The organism is Halanaerobium saccharolyticum, from assembly GCF_003259895.1.
Lineage (GTDB): Bacteria > Bacillota > Halanaerobiia > Halanaerobiales > Halanaerobiaceae > Halanaerobium > Halanaerobium saccharolyticum_A.
This window is the reverse complement of record NZ_QLME01000003.1, coordinates 24,546-44,343: the sequence shown is the minus strand read 5'-3', so window position 1 is coordinate 44,343 and position 19,798 is coordinate 24,546. Positions and strand designations below refer to the sequence as shown.

The window sequence follows — 19,798 nt, the reverse complement described above, 5'->3', positions numbered from 1 at the left end:
TTTTAATATATCCATTTCTATAATAATAAAATATTAAATTAACAATATCTCCCTCTATAATATCTCCTATTTTTCTGCCAGAAGCAGCATTTCTTCTGCATGAGCTAAAGTTTTGTCAGTTATTGTTGTCCCACCAATCATTCTGGCAATTTCCTTAACTCTATCGGCTTCATCTAAAGAATAAATCTTCGTAAAAGTCCTGTTTTCTCCTTTTTCCTTTTTAATTAAAAAATGATGATTTGCTGCACTTGCAAGCTGCGGCAGGTGAGTAATACAAATTATCTGTCTATCCTGAGCAATCTGCGTTAATTTTGCAGCCATTTTAGCAGCTGTTTTGCCCCCCACCCCACTGTCAACTTCATCAAAAATTAATGTATCAACCTGATCTAAAGCTGCTGTAATAGTTTTTAAAGACAGCATGATTCTGGATATCTCTCCCCCAGAGGCAATCTTAGATAGAGATTTTAAATCTTCACCTCTATTTGGTGAAATTAAAAATTCTATCTGATCAGTACCATCTGCAGATATTGTTTTTTCTTTAAAATCAACTTTAAATCTAACATCTTCCATAGCTAAATCCTTAAGTTCCTGTTTTAGCTTCACTTCTAAATCTTCAGCATGTTTTTTTCTTTTCTCAGACAATTGCTCCGATTTTTTGGTTAATTTTTTCTTAAAATCATCTTTCTTTTTAGTGAGAGAATTAATTTTATCTTCAACATTTTCTAATTTATTCCGCTTCTGATATAACTCTTCCAGATAAGATAGTACTGTTTCTATATCTTCTCCATATTTTCTCAAAAGAGTATTAATCAGATCAAGTCGATCACTAATTAAAGATATTCTTTCCTCATCATAAGCAAAAGAACTTTCAAAATCACCTAAATCAAAAATAAATTCTTCCAGTCCATAATAAATATCTGCAAATTTTTTATTTAACTCTTTCAATTTTTGATTATAATCCTCAATTTCTGCAAATTTATTCTTTAATACCGAAAGGCGATCCATTATTCCTTTTTCACTGTAGTCATCTCCGCTTAGAGATGTCAGCAGTTCGGATACAACTTTATAAATTTCTTCGCCGTGAGATAAAGTTTTATATTCTTCTTTTAATTCTTCGTATTCTCCTTCTTTAAGAGCAGCTTCCTCAATCTCTTCAATCTGAAAATTAATAACATCCAATTCTCTGGCTCTCTGTGAATCATCAATTTCAATTTCTGACAGTTCTTTTCTTACCTCTGATAATTCCTGATATAATGATTTAATTTCTGATTTTAAGGGGCTAATTTCTTCCCCAATAAAGGCATCAAGAATCATTAGATGAGAACTCTGATCTAAAAGCAGCTGGTGCTCATGCTGACCGTGGATGTCAATTAAATAACGGCTAATTTTTTTAACAATCTTTAAAGTTGCCAGCTGTCCATTAATCAAAGTGCGGTTGCGCCCGTTTTCTCTAATCTCACGGGCAATCAAAATACCATTTTCTTCTTTTTCAATACCTGCTTCATTTAAAATATCATTTATAATTTTCAGTTCCTCAGGCTGAAAAAAAGCAGAAATATATGCTGCTTTTTTTCCACTTCGGATAACATCAGTATTTGCTCTGGCCCCCAGTAATAAATCAAGTGCTCCAATAATTATTGATTTACCTGCACCAGTTTCTCCACTTAAAATATTTAATCCCTGCTTAAAATTAATATTAACCTTATTTATTAAGGCAAAGTTTTTAACCTGTAAGTCACTGAGCATAAGTTTTCCTCCTGTCAATTAAGCAAGATTCATTTTTTCCTTAACAATCGTATAAAAAGTTCTATCAGGTAATTTGATAATTGATAATTCCTTGTCTGCTCCACTGATATAAATTTCATCCCCGGGAATGATTTCATTTTTCTGTCTACCATCAGCACAACCTTTAACAGAACGGCCATCACTATCAACTTTAATTCTAATTTCTTCCTGATCTGAGATTACCATTGGCCGCAGGTGGAGATTATGAGGACAAATTGGAGTTATTAAAATTGCCTGAATTTGACGGGGATTTATTATCGGCCCTCCTGCTGAAAGCGAGTAAGCTGTGGAACCAGTTGGAGTGGCAATAATTAAACCATCTCCTCTAAAATTGTTGACAAGTTCTTTGTTAATATAGAGCTCAATTTTGAGCATTTGAGAATCAGGGTCTCTATTTATAACATAATCATTAAGGGCATAGCTGCTGTTAATCTTCTCTTCCTCTCGATAGTGTTCTGTCTGCAGCATCATTCTTTTTTCTATATTATAATTATTATTATCAATCATCTCCAGCGCTTTTGTCAGCTCATTAGTCTCAACATCAGTTAAAAAACCCAGATGCCCAACATTAATTCCCAGTAAGGGAAGATCACTGCCAATAAAATGATGAGAAGTATGCAAAAAAGTTCCATCACCACCAATTATAATAATATAATCGGCTTCGTTTTTGATGCGCTCATAATCAGCCTCTCTATTTTTTTGCGAAAGCTGTAAAGCAGCATGTTCTTCAATTAGAAATTCTTTATTTCTTTCTTCAAACCATTCAATAGCTCTTTCCGCTACAGTAAAAGCTTCTTTTTTGTCTAAATTTACTATTAATGCAGCTTTATCCATTTTAAGAACCTCCCAGTTCTGAATGAGCAGTATAAACCAGTTTATCAATTTTCTGCTGCCAGCTCTGCCGATCAAATTCAGCAGTTAGCTCAGTAAAACTTAGATGGATTAAATACTCAATATTTTTACTTGCAGCACCGGTTATCGGTGAATAATCAAGGTCAAGTGGCTTAAAACCTTCTTCAAGAAAAAAATCACTTAAACTTTTAATCACATCTTTATGAACAGCTGGATCCTTAACTACCCCATTTTTTCCAACCCGCTCTCGGCCAGCTTCAAATTGTGGTTTAATTAGGGCAACAAAATCTCCATCCTGCTCTATAAATTTTTTGACACCAGGTACGATTAATCGCAGAGAAATAAAAGAAACATCAGTTACAATTAAAGGGACTTTAACCGGAAGTTCGTCTTTTTCTAAATACCGAAAGTTGCATCTTTCAAAGACCTTAACTCGTTCATCCTGTCTTAGTTTCCAGGCCAGCTGTCCATAACCTACATCTATTGCATAAACCTTTTGAGCTTCATGCTGTAAAAGACAATCTGTAAAACCACCTGTGGAGGCTCCGATATCTATTGCTTCTTTTGCATCTGGATCAATATCAAAAACTTTTAAAGCCTTCTCAAGTTTAAAACCTCCCCGACTTACATACGGGTTTTTGTCACCTCTAAACTCAATTTTGGCATCTGGATCTATCTGAGTTCCAGCCTTATCTTCTCGCTGGCCATTAACAAAAACTAACCCGGCCATAATAGCTCTTTTAGCCCGAGAACGACTTTTAAATAATCCCCGTTCAGTTACAACAATATCTAGTCTTTCTTTTCGGGCCATAACCTATTTACCTCCTCTGCTTGAACAAGCAAAGAAAGTGCTTTTTTAAGAATACCTCTGGCGTCCAGCTGATATTCTTTTTTCATTTCTTCCATTCCACCATGGGTTACAAACTCATCCCCAACACCAATTCTTTTTAAATTTTTAAGGGCAATTCCACTATCTGCAGCCAGTTCCAGAACCGCAGAAGAAAAACCACCTGCTAAAACCTGTTCTTCAACTGTTAATATGTTTTTAGAGTTTTTAAGAGCTCGGAGGATCATTTCTTCATCCAGAGGTTTGATAAATCTGGCATCAACTAAAGCAGTCTGATAACCATTGTTATTTAAAATTTCAGCAGCTTTCCGTGCTGGCTCAACAGTCGAACCTACAGCTAAAATTGTTAGATCCATTTCCTTATCAATTTCAATTAATTCCTCAGCCTTTCCAATCTCAATTTCTTTTAAGTCACTGACTTTGTGAGGGATATATTCTCCAGCTGCACTTCCCCTGGGATAGCGCAGAACTGCAGGTCCTTGATAGTTAACAGCAGTAAAAAGCATCTGCTGCAGCTGTTCAGCGTCTCTGACTGCCATCATAACTAAATTGGGCACAGGGCGCAGAAATGAATAATCAAATAATCCCTGATGGGTTTCACCATCATTACCTACAATTCCTGCTCGATCAACAGCTATAGTTAGATCAATATTCTGGATTGCAGCATCATGAATCACCTGATCATAGGCCCTCTGTAAAAAAGTAGAATATATAGCACAAACTGGCTTCATACCGCCTTTGGCCAGTCCAGTACTCATAGTAATAGCATGCTGTTCTGCAATTCCTACATCATAATATCTTTCTGGGTAGGAGCTTGCAAAAATCCCCATTCCCGTTCCTGAAGGCATAGCAGCAGTTATGCCAGCAATCCTTTTATCTACAGCTGCCATTCTTTTTAAAGTTTCTCCAAAAACCTGGCTGTAACTTACTTTTGATTTTATTTTTTTAGAACTACCATCCTCAATATTAAAGGGGCCAACCCCGTGAAATTTATCAGGGTTATTTTCAGCAGGTGGGTAACCTTTACCTTTCCTGGTTATTACATGTAAAAGTACAGGTCCAGCTACTGCTTCTGCCTGTTTAAAATATTTCATAAGTTCAATTATATTGTGACCATCAACAGGACCAAGGTAATTAAATCCAAATTCTTCAAAAAGTACACCCTGAATAAAACTGTATTTTAATGCATCTTTAACTCGATCAACAGTATTGGAGACTGTTTTCCCGAATTTAGGAATTTTATTAATCAAAAATTCTATATCTTCTTTTACTTTTTTTAAGGTAGGATCATTCCTTAAATTAGATAAATAATTAGAAATAGCACCTACATTATCAGAAATTGACATCTCATTATCATTTAAGATCACATTAATATTACTGCCAATATGACCAGCGTGATTTAATGCTTCAAAAGCCATTCCACCAGTTAAAGCACCATCTCCAATAACTGCATAAATATCACCAATTTGATCTAGATTCTCTCGAGCCAGAGAGAGTCCAACGGCAGCAGAAATTGAGGTGCTGCTGTGTCCGGCACCGATAATATCATGAGGAGATTCACTGCACTTGGGATACCCACTCATCCCATCCCTCTGTCGCAAATTAATAAAACAATCTTTACGTCCCGTTAATATTTTATGAGTATATGCCTGGTGTCCTACATCCCAGATTATTTTGTCTGTAGGACTATTTAAATAATGATGTAAGGCAATAGTCAGCTCAACTGTTCCCAGATTAGAAGCTAAATGTCCACCGGTCTGTGAAATGTTTTCTAATAAAAATTCTCTGATTTCCGCAGCCAGTTCTTTCAGCTGAGAACCCTTCAATTTTTTTAAATCATCTATTCCATTTATTTTTGATAAATAATCACTCATTAATTCCACCTCTTTTTTAGAAATCCGTAAATTTTATCATAGATAAGATGAAAAAACTCTAAAAAGCGGCCAACAACGAAAATAATCTCTGTCGATTTTTTCATTCCATAATATTTAAAAAATGCTTTACCCCCAACAGTTAATGCTGAAGCCAGGCCAATTATTATCAAATTAGTCCATAAATTTGAAAAGCCATAATAATTAACTAAATCAATTGCAATTACTGCACTGATAGCTCCACTGACCGTTCCACAAATATCACCAACAATATCACACATTAAACTGGCCACTTTATCACCATTTTTTGCCAGATAAAGAGAAATCTTGGCTCCGAAAATTTTCTTGGCAGCTTTTGCATTAAAAGGTTCAGTTCTGGCAACAGTTGCAGCAACTCCTACCATATCTGCTAAAACACCCACTATAATAATAATTAACAGTATTATTACTGCCATCGGTAATGGTACAAACCGTACCTGTGTCTGTGAAACAGAGGAGACACTTACCGCAATAAAAAAAGTCATTATAGCAATAATAATACTGCTCTTTAAATTATCCAAAAATATTCACCTCAATTAATAAAATAACAGATGGTAATATAATAGATAAATGCTGTGTCATAGGTCCAGCAGGTTTTCCCCGGAAATTCCCGTCTGTCGCCATTCGGGAGATTTCTCTTTAAATTTCCGCTGCAGGGTCTCCCTCTGCAGAGCTGAATTACCACTAAGAACACACTTTAATCCCTATTACACCCCTTCTGGACAGTCTAGAAGTTTTCCTTAACAGCATTTAAACTATCTCCTAGCTTCTTTTGCAGTACAAGTTTCCAGCAGGTTCAACCCAGGGCTGGATCCAGGCACCTGTGTTTTGCTACTGTCTCCAGTACCACTTCAAAGCAGGCTACACTGTTCAACCTTACGGTTAAAACAGGTGAACCTGGCCTTGCTATGTATATAATAACTCGACCAGGCCTCCGCGGGAAAGGGGTCAACGCCCACATGCCGTTGTGGATCGCCCCAAGCCCTTATCTCTCTGCAATGGCCCCCAACTGGGCGTCAGCAGCCATTACAAAGAACTTCATCGATATGCCCGTTGACGGATTTTTAGGCCCGCCTTCAAAGATAGTATGCTGACTAGAATACTGCACCATCTGCATTTTAACTAATTATAACACATTTGTTTAGTCGCTTCAATTAATGCTGTCTTTTAAAAATATAATCAACTAAATCCTTTAAGTTCTGGGCACGAGAACCAAAAATATTTAATTCCTCTTTGGCTTTTTTTGCATGTTTTGAGGCTGCTTTTTTTGCAGATTCAATCCCCATTAATTTAGGATAGGTTGATTTATTTAATTCCTGATCCCTGCCAACAACTTTACCCAATTTTTCTGTATCTCCGGTTAAGTCAAGTAAATCATCAACAATCTGGAAGAGAACCCCTATATTTTCTGCATATGCCAGCAGTGCCTTTTTCTCTTCGGTATTAAAGTCGGAACAATAGAGTCCATTTAAAACAGAAGCTTTAATTAAAGCCCCTGTTTTGGCCCGGTGTACTTTCTTCATTTCTGTTAGAGTTAATTTTTTATTCTCAGCTTCAATGTCCAGAACCTGGCCACCTACCATACCCTGGTAGCCAGAAAATTTAGCTGTATTAGCAATAATTTTAATTTTATTATCTGGTTTAAGTTCCAGTTCTGATAGGACTTCAAAGGCATATGTTAAAAGAGCATCACCCGCCAAAATTGCAGCTGCTTCTCCAAAAACAAGGTGGTTAGTTTTCTTCCCCCGACGCAGATCATCATTATCCATCGCCGGCAGATCATCATGAATTAATGAATAACTATGAATCATTTCCAGAGCTGAACCTGCCTTTAATGCAGCCTGATAATTGCCTCCCAATAATTCTACAGTTAAAAGTGATAAGACAGGTCTAATTCTTTTTCCCCCTGAAAGAAGAGTATATTTCATTGCCTCAGTCAGCTGAGGAGCTATTTCTTCTTTTAAAGTCATCAACTTTTCTAACTGCAATTCCACTTCTTCCGCTTTTACAGCAAGAATTTTTTTAATTTCCTGCAAGTTTAATCCTCCTCAATCTCTGTATCAAAAGGTACTTCTTTAGTAAACTCATTATCTTCTTCCAGCATTAACTCTATTTTCTTTTCTGCCTTATCAAGTTTTTGATGGCAGAATTTAAGCAGTTTCATCCCCTGACTAAATTCAGCAAGAGTCTTATCCAGGGAAAGACCACCTTTTTCAAGATCCTCTACAATTTTTTGCAGTTTTTCTAAAGCTGTTTCAAAATCTAAGTTTTCAGTATCAATTTTTTCAACTTTTTCTTTCTCTTTAGTCATTAATATCACCATCTTTTCTACATGCTTTTACTTCCAAATCGGCCAGACCGTCACTTAAACGTGCCTGCAGCTGATCTCCAGCTTCAATTTGGTTTACCGACATAATTGTTTTTTCTTCCTGATCCTGCAGGATAGAATATCCCCGGTTAAGAGTCTTTAGCGGACTTAAATTATTTAATTTCTGATATAACAGCTGATAGTTGTTTTCCCAGACATTATATTTTTTTTCAATCTGGTGTTTTAATTTCGTCTCCAGACTATCAAGTTCCTGTTCATAATTACGGAAAAGTTCTTCCGGTGAAGCAAAAATCCTTCTTTCAGAAATACTCTGCAGCCTATTCTGCAGTTCTTTAATTTTAGTAGAACTGCTGTTTAATAAACGCTGAGTTAAATTATCAAGCCTATTTAAAATTTCTTCCCTATTGGCAGTTGCCAGTTCTGCTGCAGCTGAAGGAGTTGGAGCTCGCAAATCAGCCACAAAATCAGAAATGGTAAAATCAGTTTCGTGTCCAACTCCGCTAATTACCGGCAATCGCGAATTATAGATCGCCCGGGCCACCTCTTCTTCATTAAAGGGCCAGAGATCTTCAATTGAGCCACCACCCCGGCTGATAATTATTAAATCAATATCATCTCGACTGTTTAAATATTCAATTCCGGCAGTAATTTCTCCTTTAGCAAGATCTCCCTGTACATGAGAGGGAACTATTAGAACCGAAAAATTACCGCTGCGCCTTTTCATTACTGAAAGAATATCTCTAATAGCAGCACCAGTAGGAGAAGTTACAATCCCAATTTTACGGGCTAAAAGTGGAATTTCCTTTTTCTTAGCTTCAGCAAAGAGACCTTCTTTTTCCAGGCGGGCTTTCAGTTTTTCAAAAGCCTCATATAATTTACCTTTGCCCGCTTTTTCCATCTCCCGGGCATAAAATTGATATTCTCCTCGCTGAGCATAAATATCTAAATTACCTCTGGCCTCAACCTGCATTCCTTCTTCTGGCTCAAAATTCAGCGAGGAATTATAACCTTTAAACATAACTGTTTTCAGCTGCGAATTTTTATCCTTTAAGGTAAAATACATATGACCTGAGCTGTGGTGATAAAAATTGGATATTTCACCACTAATCCAGAAATCAGAAAGAAGAGCATCTTCTTTAATTAAAGCTTGAAGATACCCTGTTATTTCTGCTACTGTATAAATCTTTTTTTCTTTTTTTGAAAATAAATCATCCTGATATAAATCTGACATAAAATCAACCACTCTATTTTTTAGATTTCTCTAACAAATAATTCTTCATATTTTCAGCCGCTGTTTTTCCAGCACCCATTGCCTTAATAACTGTAGCAGCTCCGGTAACAACATCTCCTCCAGCATAGACTCCTCTGCGGCTGGTCTGCTGGTCTTCACCGACCTCAATTCCACCCCAGCTTTTAGTTTTTAAATTTTTTGTATTTGAAGTTAGAAGTGGATTTGGATTCTGTCCAATCGCAATAATTACTGTGTCCAGTTCCAGCATCCAGTTTGAACCTTCAATTGGAATTGGACGTCTACGACCAGAATCATCTTTTTCTCCCAGTTTCATCTGCTGACATTCCATCTGAGCAACTCTACCGTCTTCTCCATGGATGGCAACCGGATTATTTAAGAGCTTTAACTCAATTTTTTCTTCCTGAGCATGATGAATCTCTTCACTGCGGGCCGGCATTTGTTCCTCGGCTCTCCGATAAACTATATATACATCCTCTGCTCCCAACCTTTTAGCAGTTCTTGCTGCATCCATTGCCACATTTCCAGCTCCAACAACAGCAACTTTATCTCCAACTACAACCGGGGTTTTGTATTCCGGATATTTAAAAGCCTTCATTAAATTCACTCTGGTCAAAAATTCATTGGCCGAATAAACACCATTTAAATTTTCTCCCGGGATATTTAAAAATCTGGGCAAACCTGCTCCTACACCAATAAACATAGATTCATAACCCTGCTCAAATAATTCTTCAACTGTAATTGACTTTCCAACAACAACATTTAACTGCACGTCAACTCCCAATTCTTTAATAGCTTCAACCTCCTGATCAACTATATCCTTAGGAAGTCTAAATTCTGGGATACCATAGCGCAGAACTCCGCCTGTCTCATGTAGGGCCTCAAAAATTGTTACCTCAAGTCCATATTTAGCCAGGTCAGCTGCTGCAGTCAGCCCGGCCGGACCGGCTCCAATTACTGCAACTTTTCTTCCCTCTAACTCAGACAACTTCATCTTTTCTATTTCTTCAGCACTAGTTTTATCGCTGCCTCTTTCCATATTATAATCTGCAACATAACGCTCCAATCGACCAATTGCTACAGGTTCATTTTTAATCCCCATTACACATACCTTTTCACACTGTTCTTCCTGGGGACAGACACGACCACAGACTGCAGGCAAATTGTTTTTACTTTTAATTATCTGATTGGCTTCTACAACATCACCATCTTTTAAAGCCTGAATAAATTGAGGAATAGGTACATGAACTGGACATCCCTCAACACAGGGTTGATGCTTACAGTGTAAACATCTGTCTGCTTCCACAAGCGCTTCTTGATCACTATATCCAAACGGAACCTCTTTGAAATTCTTAATTCTTTCTTCTGGCTCCTGTTCTTTCATCGGGGTCTTTTTTTTCTGTAAAGACATTAATTATCCTCCTCGACTGCTGTATCATGAACTAAATTTTCTTCATCTTGATAAAAGTTAAGTCTGTTCATTAATTCCTTAAAATCAACCTGATGGGCATCAAATGCCGGCCCATCTACACAGGTGAACTTTCTTTCTCCACCAACAGTTACTCTGCAGGCACCACACATTCCAGTTCCATCAACCATAACTGTATTTAAACTAACAATTGTTTTTATTCCATACTCTTCAGTCATATCAGCAACTGCTTTCATCATCGGTACGGGTCCAATAGCAACTACTAAATCAATATCAGCTTCTTTTTCCAGTAAGTCTTTTAAAATATCTGTCACATAACCATGATGGCCATAACTACCGTCATCAGTAGCAATAAATAATCTGTCACTATACTTCTCCAATTCTTCTTCTAAAATAATTAAATTTTTAGTTCTAGCCCCAGTGATGCTGATAACTTCAGCTCCCTGTTCATAAAATCCTCTAACCTTAGGATATAAAAGAGCTGTTCCTGAGCCTCCCCCCAGGAGTACTACTTTCTGATATCCTTCCAGATCAATATGGTGACCTAAAGGACCAACAATATCCTGAATCTGATCCCCTTTATCCATCTGTCCCAGTAATTTAGTAGAATACCCAACCTCCTGAAAAATAATTGAAATTATCCCGCTTTCACGTTCATAATCAGCGACAGTAAGTGGAATTCTTTCTCCCTTTTCATCTACTCTTAGTATAATAAAATTACCGGGTTTAGTTTTTTTAGCAATCATAGGTGCTTTTACCTTTAATTTTTTAATAGTTGGCGCCAGTACTTCCTTTTCTAAAATCTCGTACATAATTTCCCTCCTGAATTTTTAAAACTAGAGCAAAAAAATCCTGCTTCTATACTTTATTCTTTGCCCGTCCCCTTAATTCCTCCTTGATTCAAGAAATAATTCGGACCGGAGTCAAGTTATTTTTTTCATAAAGTTATCCTGAACTTTAGTTTGTAATAATTTATCTAATTAAGTAAAATATGAAAACAATTTCCTTGACAAATTTAAATTTATAAGTTAAAATATAACTTGTCAGTGCGAAAGTGGCGGAACTGGCAGACGCGCTAGGTTCAGGGTCTAGTGGCCGCAAGGCTGTGAGGGTTCGAATCCCTCCTTTCGCACCATTAAATATAGCAGTGATAAGAGCCTTTTTGAGGGCTCTTTTTTTATTAGTTGAAAATCAGAGTTTAATGCTTCTTGCCTGCAGGATGCCTGCAGAGCAAAATTTTTAATAATATTTTATCTGTATTTATATAGTACAGTTTACTATACATAGAAGCTGAATGCAAAAAGAAAACCAGCTGCTAAAGCTGGTTATTTTTATAACAAAACTTGAATCCCTAGATTAAAGCTTTTTAGTTTCAATCATTTTAAAAATTAATTTTCTATTTCTTTTATGAAATTAGCTATTCTTTTGATCCCTTCTCTGATTCGCTCTTCTCCTAAAGCATAAGAAATTCGGATAAAATTATCCATGCCAAATGCTATACCGGGAACTACAGCCACCTTATTTTTTTTTAAAAGTAAATCACAAAATGAAAGTGAGCCTTCAATCTTCTTCCCTTTAATTTTTTTACCTACAAGTTTTGAAATATCAATAAAGAAATAAAAAGCTCCAGCAGGTTTAATAGCTTCTAAACTCTCAATTTCCGTCAGCAGCTCAGCAGTTAAATCTCTTCTTTTTTGATAAACTTCTCTGCGATCCTTTATTATGTTTTCCAGGTCATCATTGGCCAGAGCCTTTGCACTAGCATACTGAGCAATTGTATTAACATTAGAAGTTGTATGACTCTGGATTTTAGCCATTGAACTGATCCACTCTTTACTGGCAAAACCAAATCCAACCCGCCACCCGGTCATAGAATATGATTTGGACATACCATTGACAATTAATAATCTATCTTTAAGCTCCGGGAACAGTTCAATCATTGATTTAAATTCTCTGCCATCATAAAGTAATTTATCATATATCTCGTCACTGATAATAAATAAATCATTTTTTACTGCTAAATCGAGCAATTCTTTTAATTCTGAAGGAGAATAAAAATGACCATCAGGATTAGAAGGAGAATTAATTATTATGGCTTTTGAATTTTCATTCAAACTCTTTTCCAATTCTTTGGCTCTTAGTTTAAATTTATTTTCAGACTTTGTCGCTATAAAAATAGGAGTACCACCGGCAAGTTTAACTAACTCAGGATATGAGACCCAATATGGTTTTGGGATTAAGACCTCATCTCCCACTTCCAAAATAGCTGATAAACCATTAAAAAGTATCTGTTTACCACCATTACCGACTATAACTTCTTCTGTAGAATACTTATACGAATAGTCTAAAGCAAATTTGTTAACAGCTGCTTCCTTAAGTTCAGGTAGACCAGAAGCAGAAGTATATCCGGTATATCCCTTATCCATAGCTTCTACAGCAGCTTTTTTAATAAAATCTGGTGTAGGAAAATCTGGTTCTCCAGCACCAAAGCTAACCACATCTTCTCCTGCGGCAGTTAGCTCATTTGCTTTAGTACTGACCGCAATTGTTTTAGATTCCTCAATTTTAGCAATTCTTGCTGAATATTTCATCTTCACACCCCATTAACATATTTATTGGTACCAGGTACCGAAATCGTTTTATTGGACCTGGTACCTAAGTTTTTGGTACCTAAGTTTTAAAAAAAAGAAGGCCATAAGCCTTCCTTTTTAAGCAAATTTAGATAATATTCCATTTATAAATGACGGTGAACTGTCATCTGCATACTTTTTGGCAATTTTTACTGCTTCATTGATCGCAACTTTAACTGGAATATCATGTTGAATCTCATAAGCAGCAATTCTTAAAATATTTCTATCAATTGCAGGCATTCTTTCAATATCCCAGTTAATTGCATATTGATCAATCTGTGCATCCAGAAGCTCAAGTTCCATAATTATACCTTCTAAAAGTTCTTCGGCATAGAGATCTTCTTCCAGCACACCTTTTTCAGCAATAAAGTTGCTGTAACTTTTTTTTGAATTTTCAAGATCAAGCTTTTTTCTGATGTCCAGACCATAAAGTATCTGCAACACCCAGACTCTCTGTTTGTGTCTCGAAACTTTTTGCATAAAGAAAATACCTCATTTCTAACTCTATTTAAATCTATCTGGAATGATTCTTATTATAAAATCTTTTAAATCTTCTTCAAAACGCCAGCGCAACCCAAAATAATACCCGATCAAAGTAGTTAAGCAGAGCAGTAAAGTTTTAAAAAATCCAACAGTCAGGATTAAAATCCCGATAATAAGGCCAATTAATGCTCCACAAATTTTTCTGCGATTCAGATATATAAATTGAGATAACTCTTCCTTAAATTGATTTTTATTCATTTTAGAGACCACCTCATTCTACTTTTTCGGGCAGTTTATTTTCTTTTTTAACATCATCAATTCTAATTTGAACCTTTGCTACCTGAATCCCGGTAGTTTGTTTTATATAACTTTTAAGGTCATGCTGTATATTCTCACTAATAGCAGGTAAATCACCCGGTACTGTTAGTTTACCACTTAGAACAATTTTTAGACCTTCTTCCTGCTCCTCTAGTTTAACTTTTATATCATCAAATTTTTCTTTTTCTCTAACTCTATCTTTAATTAAATTTGAAAGAGCAGAAATTGTAATTGTAATATCACCGGATTCTGAACTCAGCAATCTTGTTGACTTGAATTTTCTATCTGTAAAATACGGATAGATCACAAAAAGAGCCATCAACAGAAATACTAAATACACAACTGCTGCCTGCCAGCTGTTATAGCTACTGGAAATTAGATCAGGAATAAAGTTCGCTGATAAAAGTCCAAAACTATATAGAGAAAGAGTTATTGTTAAAACGATAAGAATTAAAGCAATTAAAAAGGAAAATATATTTTGTATAATCTTCATAGCTTAACCTCCAATCATTTTTCAAAGAATAATTTATTCCTTGTCTTCTACTTTCTCTACTTCATTTTTTTCGGGTTCTTCTTTTTCCTCTTCTGGAAAATTAACTCCCTGGACATGAACATTAACAGCCTTAACATTTAAACCTGTCATTCCTTCAATTGCCTGTTTAACATTATCCTGAATTTTCCAGGCTACATCTGGAATGGAATTACCATAATTAATAATTACATATACATCAACTGTTGCGGTTTCATCGCTAACTTCAACTTTAACACCTTTACTTAAGCTTTTTCTACCAAGCATATCAGCAATCCCACCAGCAATTCCACCGCTCATTCCGGCGACTCCATCAATCTCAGTTGCAGCTAGACCAGTAATAATACCTACGACCTCATCAGCAATTTTAATACTTCCTTCATCATTTTCTTCTTCTTTTTCTACTTCCACCTTTTCCGCTTCAATATCTTTGATTTTTTCTTCACTCATAATTTACCCTCCTTTTTATTTAGAAAAAAATCATCTTTTAACATCAGCCAATATTTGATTTTGCTCTGAATACTGACCGACTATTACAGCTCCAATTTTTTCTCCATTATTTTTAATAACTTTTACATAAGTATCATTATCAACCAGTATTTCTTCTTTGTATTCCCCTTCTTTATTTAACTCACCCAGAGAAACAACATTAATACCAGCAACCTTTAATTTATGAGAAGGAACATAACCTTTAAATTCAGCTTCTTCCCCACTCATAACTTTTCCAGCAACTCTACCCTGAGCTAAAGCAGGAGGCCAGATTCCATAAACATTATCATTGTATTCGGCCACATCACCTGCAGCATAAATATTGGGATTTGAAGTCTGCATTTTACTATCAACAATAATACCTCGACTCTGGTCTATTTTAAGATTTTCAGCCAGACCATTATTACAGCGGACTCCAGTTGAAATCAAAACAAGATCTGCTTCAATTTCCTGATCTTCTAAAATAACTTTTTTTACATTTTTCTGTCCTTCAAAGCCTTTAGTGCTGGCATCTGTAATCACTTTAACATTATTTTGTTTAAGTTTTTCTTCCAGCAAATCTCCACCTTTTTTATCAAGCTGCATTGGCAGCAGATACGGTGCAACCTCAAGAACTGTTGTATCCAGACCAGCTTTGGCAAAGTTATAGGCTATCTCAAGTCCCAATAAACCACCGCCAACAACCACAGCTTTTTTTGCTTTTTCCGCTGCTCGATTAATTATCTTTAAATCAGCTGCTGTTCTTAAAGTAAAGATGTTTTCCAGATCCACACCAGAAAACGGAGGTATAAAACAGTGAGAACCATTTGCCAGTAATAATTTATCATAATTATATTCAGCATTTTTACTCTTAATTTTTTTATTTTCAGCATCAATTTCGGTTATTTTTTCACCCAAATGTAAGTCAATATTATTATCTTCAAACCACTGCTGATCATTGATAATAATATCCTCTACCTTGACTTCACCTGATAAACATTCTATCAGACGAGGACGATAATAAAATGGATAGTTTTCATCAGTAAAAATAAAAATCTGATCCTCTGGTTTTCTATTTTTTAAAATTTCTTTTGCTGCAGAAACACCTGCTGCACTAGCTCCAATAATTAAATAGTCCATGTATTCAACCCCCTCCTAAATTTAAAAGAAATATCTAACTATTTACTCTTTCAACATATTCATTACTTCTGCTGTCTATCTTAAGTATATCGCCTTCTTCTATAAATAAAGGGACCTGAACTACAAGACCAGTTTCCATAGTAGCAGGTTTACTACCACCAGAGACAGTATTTCCACGGATATTTGGTTGAGTATCCTCAACTTTTAATTCAACAAAAGTTGGAAGTTCTATATCAATCGGACGCCCCTGATAAACTGCAATGTCCAGCTCCATATTTTCTTTTAAATATTTAACCTTATCCCCAAGCTGTTCTTCGCTTAAATGAAACTGTTCGTATGTATCATTGTCCATAAAAATATAATCGCTACCATCCCAATATAAAAACTGCATTTTCTTTTTTTCAACATGAGCAGTTTCAACTTTTTCCCCTGCCTTAAAAGTTTTATTAATTGTGTAACCTTCTTCAACATTACGTAATTTAGTTCTAACAAATGCACTTCCTCTGCCGGATTTTGAATGCTGAAACTCAATTACCTGATATACTTCTCCATCCAGCTCTATTGTTAAACCTGTATTAAAATCATTTGTTGAAATCATTTTTAAGCACCTCCACTATTTTTTACTGCAGTTCAATTATAGCAGAAATCAGCACTTTAAACAAATTATAAGCCTGTAAGAGACTGTAAGCAGTCAGAATGAAAATTCAAGAAACTTTTTCATCAATCTAATTATAATATAATTAGTTCTTTAGGAGCTGAATTTAAAACTTCACACCCCTCTTCAGTAATTAAAAGATCATCTTCAATTCGAACTCCACCAAGGCCAGAAACATAAATACCCGGTTCATCTGTGACAACCATCCCTGTTTTCAATTTGTCATCAGAGGTATAGGAAACCCTGGGACCTTCATGAATCTCAAGACCGATACCGTGTCCCAGACCATGACCAAAGTTATCTTTATAACCTGCTTCTGCAATTAAATCTCTGGCAATTTTATCTGCTTCGACACAGCTCATACCGGCTTTGATTTCTGCAATAACTTTTTGTTGGGCTCTGAGAACAATCTCATATATTTCTTTTAATTTTTGTGAAGGTTCACCTACTGCTATGGTTCTGGTAATATCAGAATGATATCCCTGAAAAACCGTACCAAAATCAATTGTTACCAGATCTCCCTTTTCAATTTTTTTAGTTGAAGCAACACCATGCGGAAGAGCACCTCTTTTTCCAGATGCTGTAATAAAATCAAAGGCATTTGCTTCTCCACCTTTTCTTTTCATGAAAAATTCAAGTTCAAGGGAAATTTCTTTTTCAGTTTTACCCGGCTCGATAAAATCAAGTAGAAATTGAAATCCCTGATCTGCAATTTCTACCGCCTTTTTAATTTTATTAATCTCATTTTGATCTTTTATCATTCTTAATTTTTCAACCATTGATTCAACAGGATTCAGGGAATCTAATTCCAATTTTTCGTTGAATTTTTGATAGGTTTTAAAATTTAGATCCTGACTTTCAAAACTTAGATTTCTTACATTTTTTCTTTTCAATAGTTCAGCAAAACCATCAATAAAATTACTGCTAATTTCCTCAATCACACAACCGTCTGTCTGTTCTGCTGCCTGTTCAAGATAGCGAAAATCAGTAATAAAAACACTGTCACTCTGGGTTATTAAGAGTTTGCCAGCAGTTCCTGTAAACTGACTTAAATAGCGCACATTTTCCTTTTTGGTAACTAAAAAAGCTTCTATGTCCTTCTCATTTAGTTTTTCTCTGAGCTTATTTATTCTTTTCTCCATTAATATTTCTCCTTTCTAAACAGATCTTTTAAGCCCTCTAATGCTAAAAGATATCCATAAACACCAAGCCCTGTAATCTGACCAACTGCTGCTGCAGCTGTAATTGATTTTTTTCTAAATTCTTCCCGGCGATGAATATTGCTGATATGAACTTCAATAACCGGCAGCCGTACAGAAGCTAAAGCATCTCTTAAAACCACACTGGTATGGGTTAAACCTCCAGGATTAATGATTATTCCTGCTAACCCTTCGTAATTTTGATGTAAAAAATCAACGATTTCCCCTTCATGATTACTCTGAATTATTTCTATATTTAAATTTAATTCCTCTGCTTTTTCTCTTAAATCATTATTTAACATTTCTAAATTTGTGGTTCCATAAATTTCGGGTTCTCTTAGTCCAAGCATATTTAAATTAGGTCCATGAATTACAGCCACTTTTTGCATAAGTATTCCTCCATATATTTTTGAATATTTTTGTGATCAAATCTATCACTTAAATATGTATTACCAATGTCATTAATTAAAACCCACCACATTTTGTTATCACTAATTTTTTTATCATGAGCTATATATGAAGCAAGTACTGCTGCTTCTATATTTTCTGAGGGGAAAAGCTGATATTCAAAATCTTGAATCAAATCAATAATCTGCTCAAAAGCCTTCTGCTTTAGATCTCCAATTTTATGAGATAAAAAAGCTGTAAAAGCAATCCCCATTACAACTGCTTCTCCATGTTTATATTTAAATTTTTCTGCTCCCTCTACCGCATGTCCAAAACTGTGGCCTAAATTTAATTTTTTTCTTAACCCTTTATCTTTAACATCTTCACTTACATAATAATCTTTCATCTGCAGAGAAATTTTGGATATATCCAGCAGAATATTTTTGTCTAACTTAAGTATCCTCTCTTTATTATCTTTTAAAAGTTCAAAGAGAGGGCTCCCTCCTAAAATTGCATATTTAATAACTTCTCCCAGACCGGATTTAATTTCTCTCTTTTCTAAAGTATCCAGCCACTGTAGTTGATAATATACAATTTCTGCCTGATAAAAAGTACCGATCAGATTTTTGGTATCTCTAAAATTAACTGCAGTTTTTCCACCAACACTGCTGTCCAATTGCGAAATCAAAGTTGTCGGCATCTGAATAAGTTTCAGTCCCCTTAAATAAGTTGAGGCAATTAAGCCACCCAGATCCCCAATTGTACCTCCGCCAAAGGCAATAACATAATCAGAGCGGGTAAAATTATTCTCATATAGAATATTATATGCTTTTTCAAGATACTTAAGATCTTTAATCTGCTCTCCAGCTTCCAGCTCTAAACTAACCAATTCAGAATTATCTTCAATTAAAGAAATTATCGGTTCTGCATGATTCCCCATAACAATTTGATCTGCCAGCAAAAAGACTTTGCGGCCTTTTATTCTCTCTAAAATTTTCTTAAAACTGCTTTTTTTAAATGTCTTATCAATCAGCACAGGATAACTAGAATCCTGTGCTTTAATTTCAATCTTTAAATTTTGATCCGGAAGTTCAGCTAAAATCAATTCTGCAATTTCAGCTGCTGAGTGCTGGTCACTATCAAAATGAACTGGGATTTCCTGGTAGTATTTTTTTCTTTCTTCTATAAGAGAATTTATTTTAGCCAGAGGATTATCTACCTCCAGCAGAGGTCTGATTATATCTTCATTTTCATTTCTTCTTAAAACCTCTTCCGGACTAACATCAAGACAAAAGTTCTCTGCTTTTTTCAGCATTAGTTTTCTCAACTCATCATTTAAAATCGCACCACCACCTGGAGCCAAAACCAGCTCCTCATCTGAATCTAAAAGTTCAGCAATAACTTCCTTTTCAATTTTTCTAAAATACTCTTCACCTTTAATTGTAAAAATATCTTCAATACTCATTTTTTCTCTTGCTTCAATTAAATCATCACTATCATAAAAACTTAAATTCTTTTTCTCAGCAATAATTTTGCCAACCGTAGTCTTTCCTGCAGTCATAAATCCTGTTAATACAATTTTCACAAA

20 protein-coding genes and 1 tRNA gene are annotated in these 19,798 nt (G+C 35.4%); 1 reads left to right on the top strand and 20 read right to left on the bottom strand.

Features of this window, described 5'->3' with window-relative positions; all coding sequences use genetic code 11:
- Positions 1-66: 66 nt before the first annotated feature.
- The 10 genes from recN to C7958_RS03105 form a co-directional block, all read right to left on the bottom strand.
- Positions 67-1,746 carry a DNA repair protein RecN gene (recN, locus tag C7958_RS03150; RefSeq protein ID WP_111571225.1) on the bottom strand — a complete coding sequence of 560 codons (1,680 nt, stop codon included), beginning with the start codon at positions 1,744-1,746 and terminating at the stop codon, positions 67-69.
- Positions 1,747-1,764: 18 nt separating this feature from the next.
- Complete coding sequence (locus C7958_RS03145; protein WP_111571224.1) at positions 1,765-2,619, bottom strand: NAD(+)/NADH kinase; 855 nt, start codon at positions 2,617-2,619, stop codon at positions 1,765-1,767.
- Position 2,620: 1 nt separating this feature from the next.
- Positions 2,621-3,448 carry a TlyA family RNA methyltransferase gene (locus tag C7958_RS03140; RefSeq protein ID WP_111571223.1) on the bottom strand — a complete coding sequence of 276 codons (828 nt, stop codon included), beginning with the start codon at positions 3,446-3,448 and terminating at the stop codon, positions 2,621-2,623.
- Positions 3,427-5,358, bottom strand: coding sequence for a 1-deoxy-D-xylulose-5-phosphate synthase (dxs, locus tag C7958_RS03135; protein ID WP_111571222.1), 1,932 nt, complete (start codon positions 5,356-5,358; stop codon positions 3,427-3,429). Before dxs ends, C7958_RS03140 begins: the two co-directional genes overlap by 22 nt.
- Positions 5,358-5,915 (bottom strand): hypothetical protein, encoded by a 558-nt coding sequence (locus C7958_RS03130; protein ID WP_111571221.1) that lies wholly within the window; start codon positions 5,913-5,915, stop codon positions 5,358-5,360. Before C7958_RS03130 ends, dxs begins: the two co-directional genes overlap by 1 nt.
- Positions 5,916-6,548: 633 nt before the next feature.
- Entirely contained in the window at positions 6,549-7,430 is an 882-nt protein-coding gene (locus C7958_RS03125) for a polyprenyl synthetase family protein (RefSeq protein WP_111571220.1), read from the bottom strand.
- A 2-nt stretch (positions 7,431-7,432) separates the two neighbouring features.
- A complete protein-coding gene (gene xseB / locus C7958_RS03120; protein WP_111571219.1) occupies positions 7,433-7,705 on the bottom strand; it encodes an exodeoxyribonuclease VII small subunit in 273 nt (90 codons plus the stop codon).
- A complete protein-coding gene (gene xseA, locus C7958_RS03115) occupies positions 7,698-8,954 on the bottom strand; it encodes an exodeoxyribonuclease VII large subunit (RefSeq protein ID WP_111571218.1) in 1,257 nt (418 codons plus the stop codon). The genes xseB and xseA overlap by 8 nt, the downstream gene beginning before the upstream one ends.
- A 13-nt stretch (positions 8,955-8,967) precedes the next feature.
- Positions 8,968-10,383 (bottom strand): NADPH-dependent glutamate synthase, encoded by a 1,416-nt coding sequence (gltA, locus tag C7958_RS03110; RefSeq protein ID WP_111571217.1) that lies wholly within the window; start codon positions 10,381-10,383, stop codon positions 8,968-8,970.
- On the bottom strand, positions 10,383-11,213 hold the full coding sequence (locus C7958_RS03105; RefSeq protein ID WP_111571216.1) for a sulfide/dihydroorotate dehydrogenase-like FAD/NAD-binding protein: 831 nt from the start codon (positions 11,211-11,213) through the stop codon (positions 10,383-10,385). The genes gltA and C7958_RS03105 overlap by 1 nt, the downstream gene beginning before the upstream one ends.
- A 236-nt stretch (positions 11,214-11,449) precedes the next feature.
- Between C7958_RS03105 and C7958_RS03100 the strand changes: the two genes are divergently transcribed.
- Positions 11,450-11,536 (top strand) — tRNA-Leu (locus C7958_RS03100).
- Between the two features lie 253 nt (positions 11,537-11,789).
- Here the strand turns inward: C7958_RS03100 and C7958_RS03095 are convergent.
- From C7958_RS03095 to aroB, 10 genes are all read right to left on the bottom strand, one after another.
- Complete coding sequence (locus C7958_RS03095; RefSeq protein ID WP_111571215.1) at positions 11,790-12,992, bottom strand: pyridoxal phosphate-dependent aminotransferase; 1,203 nt, start codon at positions 12,990-12,992, stop codon at positions 11,790-11,792.
- 117 nt (positions 12,993-13,109) lie between these two features.
- A complete protein-coding gene (gene nusB, locus C7958_RS03090) occupies positions 13,110-13,511 on the bottom strand; it encodes a transcription antitermination factor NusB (protein ID WP_111571214.1) in 402 nt (133 codons plus the stop codon).
- A gap of 24 nt (positions 13,512-13,535) precedes the next feature.
- Complete coding sequence (locus C7958_RS03085; RefSeq protein ID WP_111571213.1) at positions 13,536-13,772, bottom strand: DUF2273 domain-containing protein; 237 nt, start codon at positions 13,770-13,772, stop codon at positions 13,536-13,538.
- Between the two features lie 13 nt (positions 13,773-13,785).
- Positions 13,786-14,325: an alkaline shock response membrane anchor protein AmaP gene (gene amaP / locus C7958_RS03080; RefSeq protein ID WP_111571212.1), complete on the bottom strand. Its 540-nt coding sequence runs from the start codon at positions 14,323-14,325 to the stop codon at positions 13,786-13,788.
- A 33-nt stretch (positions 14,326-14,358) separates the two neighbouring features.
- Positions 14,359-14,811 carry an Asp23/Gls24 family envelope stress response protein gene (locus tag C7958_RS03075; protein ID WP_181453804.1) on the bottom strand — a complete coding sequence of 151 codons (453 nt, stop codon included), beginning with the start codon at positions 14,809-14,811 and terminating at the stop codon, positions 14,359-14,361.
- Between the two features lie 30 nt (positions 14,812-14,841).
- The gene (locus tag C7958_RS03070) at positions 14,842-15,969 is read right to left on the bottom strand and encodes an NAD(P)/FAD-dependent oxidoreductase (RefSeq protein WP_111571211.1); all 1,128 of its coding nucleotides are present in this window, start codon (positions 15,967-15,969) and stop codon (positions 14,842-14,844) included.
- 34 nt (positions 15,970-16,003) lie between these two features.
- Positions 16,004-16,567 (bottom strand): elongation factor P, encoded by a 564-nt coding sequence (gene efp / locus C7958_RS03065; protein WP_111571210.1) that lies wholly within the window; start codon positions 16,565-16,567, stop codon positions 16,004-16,006.
- A gap of 131 nt (positions 16,568-16,698) precedes the next feature.
- Positions 16,699-17,766, bottom strand: a complete 1,068-nt coding sequence (locus C7958_RS03060) for a M24 family metallopeptidase (RefSeq protein ID WP_111571209.1) — start codon at positions 17,764-17,766, stop codon at positions 16,699-16,701.
- Complete coding sequence (gene aroQ / locus C7958_RS03055) at positions 17,766-18,212, bottom strand: type II 3-dehydroquinate dehydratase (RefSeq protein WP_111571208.1); 447 nt, start codon at positions 18,210-18,212, stop codon at positions 17,766-17,768. Before aroQ ends, C7958_RS03060 begins: the two co-directional genes overlap by 1 nt.
- Positions 18,194-19,795: a 3-dehydroquinate synthase gene (gene aroB / locus C7958_RS03050; RefSeq protein WP_111571207.1), complete on the bottom strand. Its 1,602-nt coding sequence runs from the start codon at positions 19,793-19,795 to the stop codon at positions 18,194-18,196. Before aroB ends, aroQ begins: the two co-directional genes overlap by 19 nt.
- Between the last annotated feature and the right edge of the window lie 3 nt (positions 19,796-19,798).